Below are 16,881 nucleotides of genomic sequence, written 5' to 3'. Positions count from 1 at the left end.
CCGCACCCTCGTGGAGGCCCCGTAGTGACCCAGCCCCGCCCCGTCAGCGCGGCGGTGTTCTCGGCCGGGTCCTGGGGCACCGCGGTTGCCAAGGTTCTGGCTGATGCCGGCACTGATGTCACCGTGCACGCCCGCCGCAGTGCGGTCGTCGACGCGATCAACACCCGGCACCGCAACCCGGCCTACTTCCCCGACGTCGAGCTGCCCGTGTCCCTGAAGGCCACGACGGACCCGGCCCCTGCACTCGACGGCGCGGACCATCTCGTCCTGTCCGTCCCGGCACAGTCCCTGCGGGCCTGTCTCATCGCGTGGGCGCCGTACATCGGCCCCGGCACGGTGATCGTTTCGTTGATGAAGGGCATCGAGAAGGACACCGGGAAGCGGGCGAGCCAGGTCATCGGAGAAGTGACCGGCGTGAGCGCGTGCCGGATCGCGGTGCTGTCGGGGCCGAACCTGGCCCGCGAGATCATGGCCGGGCAGCCCGCCGCAGCCACCGTCGCCTGCCCCGACGAGACGGTCGCGCACCGCTTCCAACAGGCCTGCCGCACCTCGTACTTCCGCCCCTACACGAGCACCGATGTGATCGGCTGCGAGTTGGGCGGCGCCGTGAAGAACGTCATCGCCCTCGCGGTCGGCATCGCGCATGGCATGGGCACCGGCCACAACGCCGCGGCCGTACTCATCAGCCGCGGCCTGGCGGAGACGACCCGGCTGGCCACGGCGATGGGCGCCGACCCGGTGACGCTGGCCGGTCTGGCCGGCCTGGGCGACCTCGTCGCCACCTGCACCTCCCCGCTGTCCCGCAACCGCACCTTCGGTACCCACCTCGGCCGGGGCCTGACCCTCGACGAGGCCGCCGCGGCGACGCGCCAGACCACCGAGGGCGTCAAGTCCGCCGAGGCGGTCCTCGACCTCGCCCGCGCGCACGGGGTGGACATGCCGATCACACAGACCATCACGGCGCTGCTGCACCGGAGGATCACGCTCGCCGAAGCTGTCACCGCTCTGATGGACCGGCCGCCGAAACCCGAGCACTGGGAACTGACGGGAGGTTATGGCACACCCATCATGACAGGTCAAAGGCCATTTTCGTAGGATGAACGGCACAGCCGTCAGCCCTGTTCATCGCTCTCCGTGACATCCAGACTTTCCGTCATGAATCGCTCGGGGAAGCTTGATCATGACGACATCGTGCGAGCGCGGACCGCACTGCTCGCTTCGGGACGCCGCACACCACTCGAGGAAGTCGCCGCCTACCGGGTGCTCGCCCAGGTGAGCCCCGCCTCCTACCTCCACCGTCTGGCCAAGGCCCTCGTCCACCTGAGTCACGACGCCGGCCTCGGCGACGGGCACCCGGCCCGCCTCGCGCTGTGTGAGGAAGCGGTGTCCGCGGCACGGGCCGTCGATCCTGCCGAACCCGGCCGTGCGAACCTCCTGTACAACACACTCGACAGCTGCCAGCGGGAGCTGTACGCCCGCGGGCGACGTGCCGAGGGGCTCGCCATGCGCGCTGAGATGGTCGCCGTCGGCCGCGCGCAGGCCGAACGGTCCGGTAACCCCGAGGTCAGAGGGCTGTCGGTGTGGGCCATCGGTCTGTCCGAGGAAGGCCGCTACGACGAGGCCGCCGATGCCCTGACCGAGTCCGTCGCGGCGCTCCTGCCCGGTCGGTCCGACGGCGGGAGCGACGCCTGGTCGCTCATGGAGTGGGTCGCGGCCCTGGACGCCGCCGGCCGGTCCGACGAACTGCTCGCCGCCTTCGGGACGTTCGTCAGCAGGGAAGCGGCCGCCGCCGCGGACAAACACGGCCTGGCGGTCTGCCACTTCCACTCGCTGGTCGGGTACGCGCAGAAGCTCGACGCCTACGGTCGGGCCGAACAGGCGGCCTCCGTATGGCAGGAGGCGCTCGCCGTGCTGACGGTGCTGTGCGCCACCGGTGACAGGCGGAGAACGGGCAGCTACGAGACGTCCTTCTGGGCGGTCCTGCTGTCCTTCTCCGGCGCCGACAGGGAGTGGCTGAAGTCCGTCGGACCACGTCCCCCTCTGGGAGCGACCGTCATGCGCTGGTCTCCCGATGCCCGGCGGCTCTACTTCGACAGCCTCGGCACTCTCGGCGAGGAGGTGGACACCTTGGCCGTACGAGCCGCTGAGGACCCGGACCGGCACCTCGCCGAACTGGTCCGGCTGCACCGGATCCTCACCATCCGCTCCGCGGTGTACTGGGAGAACCGCCACAACCCGTTCACGGAGCGGTTGCACTCCCTGTTCGACGGCGGAGTGGACCTGGCCGACCGGCTGCGGCGCCACCGTCCGGCGGACGGAGTCCCTGCACTGGCCGACGCCCTCATCGACCGCTCGACGTTCCGCGCCGCCGCCGGGGAGTTCAATCCCGCCCTCGCCGACTTCCGTGAGGCCCTGAACCGCTTGGGCGAAGCCGACTGACACGAGTCAACTGACGTCCGCGCCCCGACTCGATCGGCGTTCAGGCGGTAGCCAGTTCACACCAGACGAGTTTGCCGTGGTTGCCGTCTCTCGTCTGGGGGTGCCAGCCCCACAGGTCGGCGCAGGCCCGTACGAGTACCAGGCCCCGGCCGTCCTCCAGATCTGTGGTCGGCTCCAGTGGCTCCGGCGGGGCGGGGTCCGCGTCCCACGCCGCGATCCGCAGGACACCCGCCGCGCTGCGCACCCGCAGTGCGGCGGGGCCCTTGGTGTGCCGTACGGCGTTGCCGACCAACTCGGCCGTGAGCAGCTCGGCCGTGTCGGTCAGGTGGATCATGCCGTGCAGGGTGAGGATCAGACGCAGGGTGCGGCGGCTCACCGTGACGGCGCGGAGGTCGTTGGGGATGGAGAGGCAGTACTCCCAGGAGTCGGTGACGGCGCAGGTGGTGGTTTCGGGCATGGGTCAAATCCAGTCGGTGGGTCGCGGGTTGTCACGGCAGGACGGAGTGGTGCGCTTCCGGTGCCCCGGCGTTTCGCAGCGTGTGCGTCGCGTCACCGACGGTAGGGGTTACAGTTTCGGTTGAGCAAGCCGGCCGCGTAATCTGCCCCCGAACGAGTTGCGCCCGCAGGCGCGTTGCACCGAGGAGCCATCGATGACGACGAGGCGCGAACCGACGGCACGTCAGGTGCGTCTGGCGGTCGAACTGCGCAGATTGCGCGAGGCGGCGGGACTCTCCGCTCGTGAGACTGCGGCGCTTCTCGGAGTGAGCCACGTCCAAATCAGTCACATCGAGTCCGGCCTCACTGGAGTGAGCGAGGAAAGACTCCACCGTCTGGCAGCCAATTACGCCTGCACCGATGCCGAGTTGATCCACGCCTTGGTGGCCATGGCGACCGATCGTTCGCGTGGCTGGTGGGAGGAGTACCGCGGAGTCCTGCCCACGGCCTATCTGGACCTGTCCGAGCTGGAGCACCACGCCGACTACCGGTGGGACGTGGACTTTCTGCATGTTCCCGGTCTTCTTCAGACCCAGGACTACGCGCGTGCCCTTTTCTCCTACGTGAACCCCGAGTTCCCCGAACGCGAGGTGCAACTACGTGTAGAACACCGGATGAAGCGCAGGGTCATCATCGAGCGCCCCGATCCTGTCCCTTACGAAGCTGTCGTCCACGAGGGGGCGCTACGCATAAGAGTCGGTGATCGCGCTGCGGCACGCGCTCAGCTCGCCTGCGTCCTGGAACTGTCCGAAGCCGACCATGTCACCGTACGGGTGATCCCCTTCGACCTGGACGGGTTCGCCGGGGCCGGGAGCGCCATGGTGTACGCGGGCGGCCCAATTCCCAAGCTGGACACGGTGCTGCGCGACGGTCCCCATGGCACGGTGTTCATCGACGCCGAGGCCCAACTCATTCGCTTCCGAACACTTTTCCGTAGGCTGGAGGCAGCGTCACTCGACCCCGAGCGTTCGCGCGACTTCATCTACAAGCTGGCGAAGGAACTGTGAAGCGATGAGCACTCCCGGAACCTGGCAGAAGTCGTCCTACTCCGGCGGTGGCGAGGGAAACGCCTGCGTAGAGATATCGACCTCCCCCACCCGCACAGCCGTCCGCGACTCGAAGACCCCGGCCCGAGCCACCCTAACCTTCCCGCCCGCAGCCTTCGTCACCTTCCTGGAATCCCTCAAGGCAGAGGACTCCGCCCGCGGATAACCGCCGCGGCTAGAACCACTCGACGTGGACCACCTCGAACTGTGATGACCAACCGGTGGAGCGGTGCCTTGGGCCCCCTTGGGAGTTGTGGGCGCTTGTGGCCTGCGCTGCGCCGGGCGCCGTTCCACCGCGCGGTGTATTCACGTGTGTCCACTGTCGGTCGTCGCGAGGGTGGCACCGGCCCGCCCGTACGCTGTCGGGCGGTGCACGTGGACGGCGGTCGGGAGTGGGCATGGGCGGTGCGGCGAGGGGTCCCGGTGGTCCGAGGGGTCCGGGCGGCCTGGCTCTTCGGCTGCGGCGGGAGCAAGATGTGCTCGCGCGGATGCGCGGGACCGAGGACCGGATCGCGGACGCGATCACGGCCTTCGCCGGCACCATGCTGTTCGTCTACATCCACGCGGCGTGGTTCACGGTCTGGATCGTGTGCAACGAAGGCGTGTTCGGTCGGGAGGTGGTCTGGGATCCCTATCCCTTCGGGCTGCTCACGATGATCGTCAGCCTGGAGGCGATCTTCCTGTCCACCTTCGTGATGGTGAGCCAGAACCGCCAGGCCGCTCGCGAGAATGTCCGCGCCGACCTCGACTTCGAGACCAATGTGCGCTCGGAGGTGTGGTCGATCCACATGGCCGCGCCCTGGGCGTCGACCCGGAGGAGGTCGAGCGCAAGGTGCAGGAAGTCCTCGCGGAGAACCGTGCCCGGATGACCGGCTCCGGTCAGTCCTCCGGGTGACCAGTCCGCTCGTCGGCTGCCATGAGGGCGACTCTTGGTCAGACCTTGATGACGGTGACGCGCCTACCGCACAGCATCATCAGGTCCTCCGGGTCCGAGGTGAGGATCGTGACCGGGCCCGGTGCGGCCAGCGCGGTGGCGGTGAGCATGGCGTCGATGGCGTACTTGTGGCCGTGCAGGCCGGCGTCGGCGAGGAGTGCGGCGGCGTGGCGGGCGATGGGCTCGGTGACCGGTTCGACGATGAGGCGGGACAGTGTCCATTCCAGGGCCGGGCGGTTGATCCGGGGGTGGACGACCTCCACGAGGGTGGCCGCGGAGGTGATCACACGCAGGTCGTCGGCGCGGGCGAGGGCGAGCCAGCCGGTGACGGTGCGGTCGCGCAGGACGGCCTTGGCCAGCCCTTCGCTATCGAGGACCAGTGTGCCGCCGGGGACGGCGGGGGAGCGTGTCACGCGGCGTCCGCCCCGGCCCCGCCCCGTGCCTGCTGCTCCTGCCGTGCCAGGTGGAGCTGGTCGCGCAGTGCCTGGATCTCCTCGTCCGTCACGGGGCCGTGCTCGGCCTCGGCGACCTGGATGAGCTCGTTGAGGTTGTCCCGCTCGATCTGCCGGGCGACGGCGGCGGCGACGTAGGCGGACAGCCCGGAAGGGCCGCTGCGCGCCTTGGCGGCCTCGGCGATGTCGCGCGGCATGGTGATCGAGTACTTGCCGGTGGGCTCACTCATGCCACTTATCCTACCCCTGGTGTTCCGCATGCGGTAGGAGGGTGGCGCCGCGACCGGCCCTGCGGGGCGAACTCCCCGACGGGGACGGGGGGTTCCGCGTTTCGACGCCACCCTTGCCACATCCGTTGACTTCCCCCTCACCCGGCTCTATTTTCGGCGCGCAAAGGTGTTCGGTTAACCGATCCCTGTTCGGTATATCGGCCCCATCCAATGTTCGTGGCCACGCAATTGCCTTTTCGACCATGCCGCCTGTTCCTCCCGCACGAAGGAGCCGCCGTATGTACCCGCCACCGCGCCCCGCAGGCAGAGGTCTCGTACGACGCTGGAGAGCCGCCGCCGTACGCGTCCTCGCCCTCGCAGTGACCGCGGCCGCCGCACTGCTCTTCGCCGGGTCCGCCCCGGCGCAGGCGGCGACCCCTCAGGCAGCCGTCCCCACCGCACCGATGGGCTGGGCCTCCTGGAACAGTTTCGCCTCGAAGATCAACTACAGCGTCATCAAGCAGCAGGTCGACGCGTTCGTCGCCGCGGGTCTGCCGGCGGCCGGGTACAAGTACATCAACATCGACGAAGGCTGGTGGCAGGGCACCCGCGACAGCGACGGCAACATCACCGTCGACACCAGTGAGTGGCCCGGCGGCATGAGCGCCATCGCCGACTACATCCACAGCAAGGGCCTGAAGGCCGGCATCTACACCGACGCCGGCAAGAACGGCTGCGGTTACTACTATCCGACCGGCCGCCCCGCCGCCGCCAACACCGGCAGCGAGGACCACTACGGCCAGGACATGCTCCAGTTCTCGAAGTGGGGCTTCGACTTCGTGAAGGTCGACTGGTGCGGCGGCGACGCGGAGGGCCTCGACGCGGCGACGACGTACAAGTCGATCAGCTCCGCCGTGAGCACGGCGACGGCCACCACGGGCCGCCCGCTCACCCTCTCCATCTGCAACTGGGGCTACCAGAACCCCTGGAACTGGGCGCCCGGCCTCGCCCCCATGTGGCGGACCAGCACGGACATCATCTACTACGGCAACTCGCCGTCGCAGACGAACATGCTGTCCAACTTCGACCAGGCCCTGCACCCCGCGGCCCAGCACACCGGCTACTACAACGACCCCGACATGCTGATGGTCGGCATGTCCGGCTTCACCGCCGCCCAGAACCGCACCCACATGGCCCTCTGGGCGATCTCCGGCGCCCCGCTCCTCGCGGGCAACGACCTCACCACCATGACCACGGAGACGGCGAACATCCTCAAGAACTCCGACGTCGTCGCCGTCGACCAGGATCCGCGCGGCCTCCAGGGCGTCAAGGTCGCCGAGGACACCACCGGACTCCAGGTCTACGGCAAGGTCCTCTCCGGCACCGGCAACCGCGCCGTCGTCCTCCTCAACCGCACCTCCTCCGCCCAGAACATCACCGTCCGCTGGTCCGATCTCGGCCTGACCAGCGCCTCCGCGACTGTCCGCGACCTGTGGGCGCAGCAGAACCTCGGGACGTACGGTACGAGTTACACCACCAGCGTTCCGGCGGGCGGCTCGGTCATGCTGAAGATCAGCGGCGCGACGGAGGCGGCCGGCAACGGCTACAGCACCAGTTCCGCGGGCCACTACACCGGCGTGAGCGCGGCCGCCACCGGTCTCAACGTCGTCGACATCGCCTACACCAACACCGCCTCGACCGCCGCCACCGCGACCCTCCAGGTCAACAGCCAGACGGCGACAACGGTCTCCTTCCCGCCCACCGGCTCCACCCAGGGCACCGTCTCGGTCCAGGTCGACCTGTCCAAGGGATCGAGCAACTCCCTCACCCTGTCCGGCAGTTCACTGCCGACCCTGGGCACCGCCACGGTCAGGCCGATTCCCGGCACGGCAGGCTCCCTGGTCGTCGGCCAGCAGTCCGGCCGCTGCGCCGACATCTACAACAACACGATCACCAACGGCACCCAGGCCGAACTCTGGGACTGCAACGGCGGCCAGAACCAGGCATGGACGTACACCTCCCGCAAGGAGCTCGTGTTGTACGGCGACAAGTGCCTGGACGCCTACAACCTGGGCACCACCAACGGCACCAAGGTCGTCATCTGGGACTGCAACGGCCAGAACAACCAGAAGTGGACCGTGAACTCCGACGGCACGATCACCAACGTCAACGCGGGCCTGTGCCTCGACGCCTACAACGCGGCCACATCCAACGGCACCAACCTCGTCCTGTGGTCCTGCACCGGCGGCACCAACCAGAAGTGGATGCTGACGTGACGCTTTGACGCGTGGATCCCTTGGATTCCCGGGATCTCTTGGATTCCTCAGATCCCGCCGATCCCGCCGAACGTGAACGTCGGCGGGATCGACGGGATCACTCGGCTCTCCCTCTAGAACCCTTCGATATACGCCACCGTTTCCGTCCTCCGCGCGGTGTCGATCGCGTCCAGGCGGTTGAAGATCACCGGCTTCATCTCACGGTGCCATTCCTCGACCGTCGCCACGCGCCACTCGGTGTGCTCGTGGGTGAGCCGGACCTCGGCGATCTGGGCGTCAGTCAGTTCGCCGCCGTCGAAGATGAACCCGATGTGGTTGGCCGGCCAGTCCTCGCGCTGGGAGATGAAATGCACGCCGAGGAGACGCTGCGGGCCGTGGAAGTCGATGCCGGTCTCCTCCAGGGTCTCGCGCCGGGCGGCCTCCCACGGTGTCTCGCCGCGCTCCATGTTGCCGCCCGGCCACTGCCAGACTCCCGGGTCGCTGTGGGAACGGAGCTGGAACGGACGGCCGGTGGTGTCGGTGAAGTACAGGCAGGCGTAGGACGAGGAGCGAGCGATCGTCTCGATGTACTGCTCCGGCGGGAGCCACTTGTCCGTCATGGCCGTCATTGTGACGTGGCCGCCCTCTCACTCCGCCCACCCCGGCCGCTCCGTGATCGTCAGCACCGCGGCGCTGCACAGCCAGCCCGGGGCCTGGGAGAAGAGGAGGACGTTGTCGCCCGGGGTCAGTTTGCCGGTGCGGATCATGTGTTCCAGGGTGATGAAGACGTCCGCCCCACCCACATGGCCCACGGAGCGGCCGAAGTCCCAGCCGCAGCGGGTCATCGGCAGGCCCAGCGGCATCATGATGGAGTACTCGATCATCCGGCCGTCCATGTTGATCGGGATCACCATGGCGAGGTCGGACGCGTTCAAGTCGGCGTCCACCAACGCGCGGTGGATGATGTCCAGGCCGAAGAGCGTCAGCTTCTCCATCGTCTCCGACAGCGGCATCTGCTGCTCGAACTGTTCCGCCCGTTCCACCATTCCGGATGTCGGACCGTCCTCCGCACGCAACAACAGCGGGCCGTCGCCCCTGTGCCATGACTCCAGCTCGTGCAGCACACCCGAGGTCAGGGAGCGGACCTCCGCGAAACCCGGCTCGTCGCTCACCAGCGCCGCCGCCGCGCCGTCGCCCAGGATGTACGCCTGGCCGAAGCCCTTCCAGCGGTCCATGTCCGGGGACGAGAAGTTCTCGCCCGTGGTCAGCAGCACCGCGCCCGCCTCCGCCGGTCCCGTCAGCTTGCCTATCGCCACCTCCAGCGCGCTCAGCATGCCGTCACAGCCCTGCCGCAGGTAGAGGGCGGGGATCGACGGAAGGCCCAGTTCGCGCAGGATGTAGCCGGGCGGGTACGAGCCGTCGGGGCCCTGGTAGTGGACCGCGCAGTGGATGTGCGCCCCGATGTCCTCCGGGTCGATCTTCGAGCGGTCCAGCGCGGTGCGTGCCGCCTCCACCGCCATGTCCATCGCCGGTATGTCGCCAGCTATATGAACGCCCGTCAGGCCATTCGCCGCCTGCACCTCCGCGTCCAGCCTGCCCGCCGCCACCGCCTCGGCCGCGCTCGCCCACTCGTGCAGGACCACGCCAAGCGACTCGATGTACACGTTCTCGACCCTCATCGGTCCCCCTCTGTGATCAGCTGTGGTCAGCGGGCGAGCAATTGCTTCTTCATATGGCGGGCCAGTGCCGCCGGTGTCGCGTAGTCGAACACCACCGCCGCCGGCAACGGCAGCCCCGTCGCCGCCACCAGCGCGTTCCGCGCCGTCAGCGCCGTCAGGGAATCGAAGTTCAGATCCCTTGTCTCGCCGTCCGGCGGTATCCGGTCCCCGCCCGGCAGGCCCAGCGCCGTCGCGAACTGCGCCCGCACCAGGTCGAGTACGGCCTCCTCCTGCTCCGCGTCCGACAGCGCCGCCAGCCGGTGCCGCAGCCCCGACGGGTCGGCCAGCTCGTCCCGCGCCACCCGGCGTGGCGTACCGCGCACCAGGCCGCGCCGCAGCGCCGCCGAGCCGGACAGCGGGCCCATCGCGGCCTCTCCGCTCAGGTCGGTCCGGGCCGCCAGCACCGCGGGCAGGCCCAGCGTCCGCGCCACGTCGAACAGGTCGCGAGCCTCACGGGAGTTGAGCAGATCGGCGGTGCGGATCGACACCGCCGGGACGCCGGCCGCGTGCAGACGGGTCGCCCACGCGTCCAGGAAAGCCGCCGCCGCCTCCGACACCAGGCCGGGGGCGGGGGAGGGCGCGGGCGAGGTGATGACCAACTCACCGGCCTCTGCGGGCAATAGGGTCAGCGCCGCGTCCACCACCGGGCGCAGTACGACGTCCACGTCCTCGTCGGCCGCCGGGTCCACCGCCGTGGCGAACAGCACAGCCGACGGTGGCGTTCCCTGTACGGAGTCCGGCTCCGCGTCCGCCGCGCCCATGGCCGGCAACGGGCCCGCAGGCGCCGTAGCCCCCGCCCCCGGCGTCACCCGCTCCGTACGCGGCACCCGCGCCGCCCGGCCGCGCAGCGCCAGCCGGGGCTCACCCGAGGTGAGCGCGTCCGGCAGGACCCGCCACGCCCGCTTCGACGCGTCCGTGTCCACCAGGACGAAACGCCCCGGTGCCCGGTCCTGCGCCGCCCCGATCAGACCCCACACCGCCGCGCCCGCCAGGTCCAGGTCCAGGTCAGCCGAAAGGCCCCACGCGGGCACCGCGTTCCTCGTCAGTACGACCAACCGCGCCTCCGCGAACAGCGGATCCGCCCAGTGCCGCGCCCACTCCAGGCCCTCGCGCACCGCCCCGCGAACCGCCTCCGCGACCGGATCGGACCGGTCGGCGCACATGACGACCACGACGTCCGGCGTCGCCGCCGTCCCCTCCTCCACCGCCCTCGCCAGGGCGCCCAGGTCGGGATACGTCTCCGCATAGCGGCCCGCCGCCATCAGGCCGGACCGGGCGCGCAGCGGATCGTCGCCCACCACCGCCCACCGCTCGCCGGAACTCCCCGCACCCCGCGCCGCGAGCACCCGGTCGTCCCACACCTGCGCGAACAGCCCGTCCTGCTGCACCGCCGACGCACGCGCCAGCGCCGCCGCCGTCGTACGGCCCGACGTCACGGACTCCGCCGCCAGCACCGGATCGCCCGCCGCGTCGGCCGCCTCGATGCCGAAGCCGCCGTCGGGACGCGGCCGTACCCGCACCCGCAGCACCGACGCCCCGGACGCGTACAGCGTCACCCCGTGCCAGGACTGCGGCCACCACAGACCGTCGTCGACGACTGGCACCACCGCCTCGACCGGGTCCACCGGTGTGTGCAGCAGCGCCGGGCTCAGCGCCGCGTCCAGCAGCGCCGGATGCAGACCGAACAGCGCGCCCTGCTCACGGTTGCCGTCCACCAGGGCCACCTCGGCGAACAGTTCACCGTCGCGCCGCCAGATCGAGCGCAGCTCGCGGGGGAGGCCGTCCGCCGCGCCCAGTTCGGCCGCCGGGACCCGTTCGGCGCCCGCAGGGGGCCATACCGCCAGGTCGGGTGGGGGCGGGGCCGCCGTGCCGGGGGACAGAGCGCCGGTCGCGTGGCAGGTCCACGGGCGTCCGGCCGCGCCCAGGCCGTCGCGGCGGGCGTGCACCGTCACGGTGCGTACGCCGTCGTCCGCGCCGGGCGCCCCCACGGTCACCCGCAGTTGTGCGCCGTCCTGCTCGGGCACCACCAGCGGCTCGGTCGTCGTCAGTTCCAGCAGACGCCCGCAGCCGACGTGATCGCCCGCGTGCAGGGCCAGTTCCGCCAGGACGGAGGGGAGCACGACCGGAACCCCGGCCATCGTCCGCGAAAGCACCCGTGCGTCCGTGTCCGCGAGAGCTGCCAGTCCCGGCAGACGTCCCGAGAACAGCACACCGTCGCCGTCGCCCTCGCCGGGCAGCTCGACCGTCGCCTGGAGGAGAGGATGAGTACCGTCCAACAGGCCCAGTTCCAGGGCCCCTTCGTACGACCGTGTCGTCCGCGCCGACTCCTGCGCCTTGCGCCACAGCAAACGGCTGCGCAGGCTGCCCAGCCGTTTGCGGGCGATCTTCCCGGCCGCGTTGCGCGGCACCTCGTCGATCTCGTGCAGTTCTTCAGGGAGTTTGTACGACGACAGCTCCGCCCGGCACATCGCCAGGACCGCCTCCACGTCGATGCCGCCCGAGCCCGGCCGCGGCACCAGATACGCCACCGGGACCTCGCCCAGCGCCTCGTGCGGCTGGGCGCCGACCGCCGCGTCCGCGATGCCGTCCACCCGCAGCAGGACCTTCTCGATCTCCCCGGGGTGGATGTTCTCGCCGCCGCGGATGATCAGCTCCTTCACCCGCCCGGTGATGGTGAGATACCCGGCCTCGTCCAGCCGCCCGATGTCACCGGTGCGGTACCAGCCGTCGGCCAGGACCTCCGCCGTGGCCTCCTCGCGCCGGTGGTAGCCGCGCATCAGCGCCGGGCTGGACACCCGGATCTCGCCCTCGGCGCCCTCCGGGACCTCCGCCCCGGTGCGCGGGTCGGTCAGCCGGAGCCTCAGGCCCGGTACCGGCAGCCCGCAGGAACCCGGTACATACGGTCCCTCGGGCAGGTTGGTGGTGATCGCGCCGCCGGTCTCGGTGCTGCCGTAGCTGTCCAGCAGCGCGATGCCGAAGGCGGCGCGGAACCCCTCGTGCAGCGGAACCGGGCATGACGAACCCGCGACCATGCAGACCCGCAGCCCGGCCGGGATCCCGAAGGCGCCGGAGCGGGCCAGTTCGACCATGTGGTGGTACATCGTCGGGACGCCGACGAGGAACGTCGAGCGCTCCTTGCGCGCCGTGCGCAGGATGTCGTCCGCCGCGAGGCCGTCCGTGATCCGGGCGGTCGCGCCCACCGCCACCACACCCAGCACACCCACGTTGTGCGCCACCGCGTGGAACAGCGGCATCGGCCACAGCACCCGGTCCTGCGGGGACAGCCCGAGCACCGGCGCCGTGCACGCGCCGGTCGCCCACAGCGACGAACGCTGCGTGGAGACCACGCCCTTGGGGCTTCCGGTGGTGCCGGAGGTGTAGAGCATCCACGCCGGCTCGTCCATGCCGAGGTCGTCGCGCGGAGGGTGGCGTATCGACCAGGTGGTGGCCAGGGACTCGTAGTGCGGCAGGCCGTCGTCAGCTCCGGACTCCGCCGTCGCGGGGTCCGAGACGACCACCACCCCGATCCCCGGCCGGTCCGCCAGCACCCGCCGCACCTGCGGGAGTTGGGCCGTCCCGGTGATCAGCATGCTCGCCGCGCAGTCGTCGAGCAGATACGCCAGCTCGGAGTCGGAGGACTGCGGGTTGAACGGCACACCGATCGCCGCCGCGCGGGTGATGGCGAGGTAACTCTCCACCGTCTCCACACGGTTGGTCAGATAGATCACCGCGCGTGCGCCGCGTTCCAGGCCCAGTTCGGCGAGGTGACCGGCCAACCGGGCGGTGCGCCCGGCGAGTTCGGCGTACGTCACCGAGCGGTGGGCGTCGGCGAAGGCGATCTGCTCCGGCCGTGACTCCGCGTGCCCGGTGAGTAGTTCGTGCACCGGCCGCATCAGGTCCGAGCGGAAGACGGACGGCCTACGGGCCGACGGCCTACGGGTCCGGGCATCGGTACGGGACATCTCGCTCACGTGACTCACGCTCATCCGCGCTCCTCGAACAGACGAACTGATGGCTCGCGGTTCAGGCGCCCGACGAGCGGTAGCGGCGTACCGCGAGCGTCCGGCAGACCAGGGCGATGACGACCGACCAGGTGATGGACACCGCCACCGGGTGCTGGGCGGGCCAGGCGGTCGACGTGTGCAGTCCCGGATTGCCGAACAGCTGCCGGGCGGACTGCACCGTGGCGCTGAGCGGATTCCACTCCGCGGCCCAGCGCAGCACCGTCGGCAGCGTGGACGGCGCGACGAACGCGTTGGACAGGAAGGTCAGCGGGAACAGCCACAGGAAGTTCCCGGTCGCGGCGGCCTCCGGGGCGCGCACCGACAGTCCGATCAGGACACCGACCCACGACAGGGCGTAGCCCATGAGCAGCAGCAGCGCGAAGCCCGCGGCGGCGTGCAGCAGCCCGTGGTGGATGCGCCAGCCGACGATCAGCGCGCAGCCGACCATCACCGTCATCACGATGAGGTTCTGCACGAGGTCCGCCACCGTCCGGCCGGTCAGCAGCGCGCCCCGGGCCATCGGCAGCGAGCGGAACCGGTCGACCATGCCGCTCTGGAGGTCGTTCGCCATGCTCACGCTGCTGTTGCTGGCGGTCGCGAAGGCGATGGTCTGGGCGAAGAAGCCCGGCATCATGTACTCCCGGTAGACGGAAGCGCCTTCCGTGCCGGGCAGGCTGAAGGAGCCCGCGAAAATATAGGCGAACAGCAGCACGAACACGATCGGCTGGATCAGGCTGAGGACCAGCACCTCGGGGATACGGATCATCCTGATCAGGTTGCGGCGGGTGACCACGACGAGGTCACGGACCGCCTTGGCTGCTGAGGCGGGACGCAGCAGCGCGTCGTCCACCGCTGGGGGTGAGGCCGCGGGGGCGGAGGCCTCGGGGGCGATGTCGGTGGGGGTATCGGGGCGCAGGGCCCATGACATGGTCGTCACTCCTTCTCGCTGGACGCACCGGCGACCGCCAGCGCGGGGCCCGCCGCGGCAGGGGCGGGGGCAGGGGCCGGTTCGGCGTCCACGCGGCCCGGTTCCGTCAGGGCCAGGAACACCTCGTCGAGGGTCGGGCGGCGCAGACTGATGTCGCTGATCTCGATCCCGGCGCCGTCCAGGGCGCGGACCACCTCGGTCAGCAGCCGGACACCGCCCTCCACCGGCGCGGAGACCAGCAGCCTGGCCCGGTCCACATCCGGGGCGTGGGTGCTGAAGCGGGCCAGAGTGCCGGCGGCGCCGTCGATCTGCTCGCCGCGCTCCACGACGATCTCGATATGCTGGCGGCTGGTGCGGTTCTTGAGCTCGCGCGGCGTGCCGTGGGCGATGATCCGGCCCTGGTCGACGACGGCGATGTCCTGCGCCAGCCGGTCGGCCTCCTCCAGATACTGCGTGGTCAGCAGCAGGGTGGTGCCCTCGCCGACCAGGCGGTCGATGGCGTCCCACAGCATCAGACGGCTGGTGGGGTCGAGCCCCACCGACGGCTCGTCGAGGAACATCACCGGCGGCCGGACCACCAGTGCACCGGCGAGGTCGAGACGGCGGCGCATCCCGCCGGAGTAGGTGCTCGACATACGGTCGGCGGCACCGGTCAGCTCGAACTGGGCGAGCAGTTCCTCGGCGCGCTGCCGTGCCGCGCGGGGCCGCATGCCGTACAACTCGCCCAACATGCGCAGGTTCTCACGGCCCGTCAGCCGGTCGTCGACGGCGGCGAACTGACCGGAGAGTCCGATGGAGCGGCGCACCAGGTCCGGGGTGCGGACCACGTCGTGGCCCGCGACCGTGGCGGTGCCCGCGTCCGGCCGCAGCAGGGTGGTGAGCACCCGGACGGTGGTGGTCTTGCCCGCACCGTTGGGGCCGAGCAACCCCAGCACACTGCCCTCCGGGACCGTGAGATCGACTCCGTCGAGGGCCCGGAGCTCCCCGAAGGTCTTGACTAGGCCCTCGGCGTGGATGGCGCCCGGCATGGCTTCTCCGTCCTGTCTGTGCTTGCCGCGTTCAAGGGGTCGGCGGGCGCTCAGTTCGCCGCGATCAGCTTCAGCTCGGGGTGCGCGGTGCCGCCCTCGATCGCCACGGACGAGATGTGCGAGACGATCCGCTCGTCGACGGGGTCGTTCGCCGGGTCGTCGTTCACCGCGAGGTACTCGTACGTCGTGGAGCGCTGCGCGGGCACCCGTCCGGCGCCGCGGATCAGCGTGATCAGCTCCATCAGATTGGAGCGGTGCTTGGCACCGGCGGAGGAGACCACGTTCTCCTCCAGCATCACGGAGCCGAGATCGTCCGCGCCGTAGTGCAGGGTGAGCTGACCGATCTCCTTGCCGGTGGTGAGCCAGGAGCCCTGGATGTGCTGGACGTTGTCGAGGAAGAGGCGGGCGACGGCGATCATGCGCAGGTACTCGAAGACGGTCGCCTGGGTGCGGCCCTTGAGGTGGTTGTTCTCCGGCTGGTACGTGTACGGGATGAACGCGCGGAAGCCGCCCGTGCGGTCCTGCACATCGCGGATCATCCGCAGGTGCTCGATGCGTTCGGCGTTGGTCTCGCCGGTGCCCATCAGCATGGTGGTCGTGGACTCGACGCCGAGGTTGTGGGCGATCTCCATGATCTCCAGCCAGCGCTCGCCGCTCTCCTTCAGCGGCGCGATCGCCTTCCGCGGCCGGGCGGGCAGGAGTTCGGCGCCCGCGCCGGCGAAGGAGTCCAGTCCGGCGGCGTGGATACGGGAGATGGCCTCCTCGACCGACACTCCGGAGATGCGGGCCATGTGCTCGACCTCGGAGGCGCCGAGGGAGTGGATGACCAGCTGCGGAAAGTTCCTCTTGATGGCGGTGAAGTTCTTCTCGTAGTACTCGACGCCGTAGTCGGGGTGGTGGCCGCCCTGGAACATGATCTGGGTGCCGCCGAGTTCGACGGTCTCCGCGCAGCGGCGCAGGATGTCGTCCAGGTCGCGGCTCCAGCCCTTGGCGGTGTCCTTGGGGGCCGCGTAGAAGGCGCAGAACTTGCACGCGGTGACGCACACGTTGGTGTAGTTGATGTTCCGCTCGATGATGTACGTCGCGATGTGCTCGCTGCCCGCGTACCGGCGGCGGCGCACGGTGTCGGCGGCGGCGCCGAGGGCGTGCAGCGGGGCGTCACGGTAGAGGGCGAGCGCCTCCTGAGGCGTGATCCGCCCGCCGTCGGCGGCACGGTCGAGCACGGACTGGAGTGTGGACGGGGTCGGTCGGGACATGGTGCCGGCCTTTCCGGGGCGTGGGTGGGATCTCGGTCGAGCGGGAGCAGTCGTACGGAGGCGAGGCGAGGCGACGGGAGACGGAGGCCACGGGAGTCGGATCCGGTTGCCGCCGTC

At 70.2% G+C, this 16,881-nt stretch carries 15 protein-coding genes; 6 read left to right on the top strand and 9 right to left on the bottom strand.

What is annotated here, in order from left to right; genetic code table 11:
- Positions 1-24: 24 nt before the first annotated feature.
- Positions 25-1,095, top strand: a complete 1,071-nt coding sequence (locus ACSYGN_RS40805; protein ID WP_460405944.1) for an NAD(P)H-dependent glycerol-3-phosphate dehydrogenase — start codon at positions 25-27, stop codon at positions 1,093-1,095.
- Positions 1,096-1,155: 60 nt separating this feature from the next.
- Positions 1,156-2,439, top strand: coding sequence for a hypothetical protein (locus tag ACSYGN_RS40800; protein ID WP_460405942.1), 1,284 nt, complete (start codon positions 1,156-1,158; stop codon positions 2,437-2,439).
- A gap of 40 nt (positions 2,440-2,479) precedes the next feature.
- On the opposite strand, the gene ACSYGN_RS40795 is transcribed toward ACSYGN_RS40800, so the two are convergent.
- Positions 2,480-2,896, bottom strand: coding sequence for an ATP-binding protein (locus tag ACSYGN_RS40795; RefSeq protein WP_460405940.1), 417 nt, complete (start codon positions 2,894-2,896; stop codon positions 2,480-2,482).
- Positions 2,897-3,089: 193 nt separating this feature from the next.
- Between ACSYGN_RS40795 and ACSYGN_RS40790 the strand changes: the two genes are divergently transcribed.
- The 3 genes from ACSYGN_RS40790 to ACSYGN_RS40780 all read left to right on the top strand — a co-directional run bounded on the left by ACSYGN_RS40790 (position 3,090) and on the right by ACSYGN_RS40780 (position 4,849).
- Positions 3,090-3,941 carry a helix-turn-helix domain-containing protein gene (locus ACSYGN_RS40790; protein WP_460405938.1) on the top strand — a complete coding sequence of 284 codons (852 nt, stop codon included), beginning with the start codon at positions 3,090-3,092 and terminating at the stop codon, positions 3,939-3,941.
- 4 nt (positions 3,942-3,945) lie between these two features.
- Positions 3,946-4,146 carry a DUF397 domain-containing protein gene (locus tag ACSYGN_RS40785; protein WP_460405936.1) on the top strand — a complete coding sequence of 67 codons (201 nt, stop codon included), beginning with the start codon at positions 3,946-3,948 and terminating at the stop codon, positions 4,144-4,146.
- A gap of 322 nt (positions 4,147-4,468) precedes the next feature.
- The gene (locus tag ACSYGN_RS40780) at positions 4,469-4,849 is read left to right on the top strand and encodes a DUF1003 domain-containing protein (protein ID WP_460405934.1); all 381 of its coding nucleotides are present in this window, start codon (positions 4,469-4,471) and stop codon (positions 4,847-4,849) included.
- Positions 4,850-4,913: 64 nt separating this feature from the next.
- On the opposite strand, the gene ACSYGN_RS40775 is transcribed toward ACSYGN_RS40780, so the two are convergent.
- Both ACSYGN_RS40775 and ACSYGN_RS40770 read right to left on the bottom strand, forming a co-directional pair.
- Complete coding sequence (locus ACSYGN_RS40775) at positions 4,914-5,327, bottom strand: DNA-binding protein (protein WP_460405932.1); 414 nt, start codon at positions 5,325-5,327, stop codon at positions 4,914-4,916.
- Complete coding sequence (locus ACSYGN_RS40770) at positions 5,324-5,596, bottom strand: CopG family transcriptional regulator (protein WP_460405930.1); 273 nt, start codon at positions 5,594-5,596, stop codon at positions 5,324-5,326. Before ACSYGN_RS40770 ends, ACSYGN_RS40775 begins: the two co-directional genes overlap by 4 nt.
- A 278-nt stretch (positions 5,597-5,874) precedes the next feature.
- Between ACSYGN_RS40770 and ACSYGN_RS40765 the strand changes: the two genes are divergently transcribed.
- A complete protein-coding gene (locus ACSYGN_RS40765; RefSeq protein WP_460405928.1) occupies positions 5,875-7,851 on the top strand; it encodes a ricin-type beta-trefoil lectin domain protein in 1,977 nt (658 codons plus the stop codon).
- Between the two features lie 113 nt (positions 7,852-7,964).
- Here the strand turns inward: ACSYGN_RS40765 and ACSYGN_RS40760 are convergent, their stop codons facing one another.
- The 6 genes from ACSYGN_RS40760 to mqnC are packed head-to-tail and all read right to left on the bottom strand — an operon-like array spanning position 7,965 to position 16,764.
- Positions 7,965-8,450, bottom strand: coding sequence for an NUDIX domain-containing protein (locus ACSYGN_RS40760; RefSeq protein ID WP_460405926.1), 486 nt, complete (start codon positions 8,448-8,450; stop codon positions 7,965-7,967).
- Between the two features lie 27 nt (positions 8,451-8,477).
- Positions 8,478-9,509: a ketoacyl-ACP synthase III family protein gene (locus tag ACSYGN_RS40755; RefSeq protein WP_460405924.1), complete on the bottom strand. Its 1,032-nt coding sequence runs from the start codon at positions 9,507-9,509 to the stop codon at positions 8,478-8,480.
- Between the two features lie 26 nt (positions 9,510-9,535).
- Entirely contained in the window at positions 9,536-13,534 is a 3,999-nt protein-coding gene (locus tag ACSYGN_RS40750; RefSeq protein WP_460405922.1) for an AMP-binding protein, read from the bottom strand.
- Positions 13,535-13,571: 37 nt separating this feature from the next.
- Positions 13,572-14,480, bottom strand: coding sequence for an ABC transporter permease (locus ACSYGN_RS40745; RefSeq protein ID WP_460405920.1), 909 nt, complete (start codon positions 14,478-14,480; stop codon positions 13,572-13,574).
- A gap of 5 nt (positions 14,481-14,485) precedes the next feature.
- Complete coding sequence (locus ACSYGN_RS40740; RefSeq protein ID WP_460405918.1) at positions 14,486-15,508, bottom strand: ATP-binding cassette domain-containing protein; 1,023 nt, start codon at positions 15,506-15,508, stop codon at positions 14,486-14,488.
- Between the two features lie 50 nt (positions 15,509-15,558).
- Complete coding sequence (gene mqnC, locus ACSYGN_RS40735) at positions 15,559-16,764, bottom strand: cyclic dehypoxanthinyl futalosine synthase (RefSeq protein ID WP_460405916.1); 1,206 nt, start codon at positions 16,762-16,764, stop codon at positions 15,559-15,561.
- Between the last annotated feature and the right edge of the window lie 117 nt (positions 16,765-16,881).

The organism is Streptomyces sp. YIM S03343 (assembly GCF_054729195.1).
Note: the sequence above shows the minus strand (reverse complement) of the source record. Positions and strands in the feature narration are given on the sequence as shown.

Coding starts and splice junctions, on each gene's coding strand:
- ACSYGN_RS40800 (WP_460405942.1), top strand. CDS start 1,156: ATGAATCGCTCGGGGAAGCTTGATCATGACGACATCGTGCGAGCGCGG.
- ACSYGN_RS40745 (WP_460405920.1), bottom strand. CDS start 14,480: ATGTCATGGGCCCTGCGCCCCGATACCCCCACCGACATCGCCCCCGAG.
- ACSYGN_RS40755 (WP_460405924.1), bottom strand. CDS start 9,509: ATGAGGGTCGAGAACGTGTACATCGAGTCGCTTGGCGTGGTCCTGCAC.
- ACSYGN_RS40785 (WP_460405936.1), top strand. CDS start 3,946: ATGAGCACTCCCGGAACCTGGCAGAAGTCGTCCTACTCCGGCGGTGGC.
- ACSYGN_RS40740 (WP_460405918.1), bottom strand. CDS start 15,508: ATGCCGGGCGCCATCCACGCCGAGGGCCTAGTCAAGACCTTCGGGGAG.
- ACSYGN_RS40780 (WP_460405934.1), top strand. CDS start 4,469: ATGCGCGGGACCGAGGACCGGATCGCGGACGCGATCACGGCCTTCGCC.
- ACSYGN_RS40765 (WP_460405928.1), top strand. CDS start 5,875: ATGTACCCGCCACCGCGCCCCGCAGGCAGAGGTCTCGTACGACGCTGG.
- ACSYGN_RS40770 (WP_460405930.1), bottom strand. CDS start 5,596: ATGAGTGAGCCCACCGGCAAGTACTCGATCACCATGCCGCGCGACATC.
- mqnC (WP_460405916.1), bottom strand. CDS start 16,764: ATGTCCCGACCGACCCCGTCCACACTCCAGTCCGTGCTCGACCGTGCC.
- ACSYGN_RS40760 (WP_460405926.1), bottom strand. CDS start 8,450: ATGACGGACAAGTGGCTCCCGCCGGAGCAGTACATCGAGACGATCGCT.
- ACSYGN_RS40790 (WP_460405938.1), top strand. CDS start 3,090: ATGACGACGAGGCGCGAACCGACGGCACGTCAGGTGCGTCTGGCGGTC.
- ACSYGN_RS40750 (WP_460405922.1), bottom strand. CDS start 13,534: ATGAGCGTGAGTCACGTGAGCGAGATGTCCCGTACCGATGCCCGGACC.
- ACSYGN_RS40795 (WP_460405940.1), bottom strand. CDS start 2,896: ATGCCCGAAACCACCACCTGCGCCGTCACCGACTCCTGGGAGTACTGC.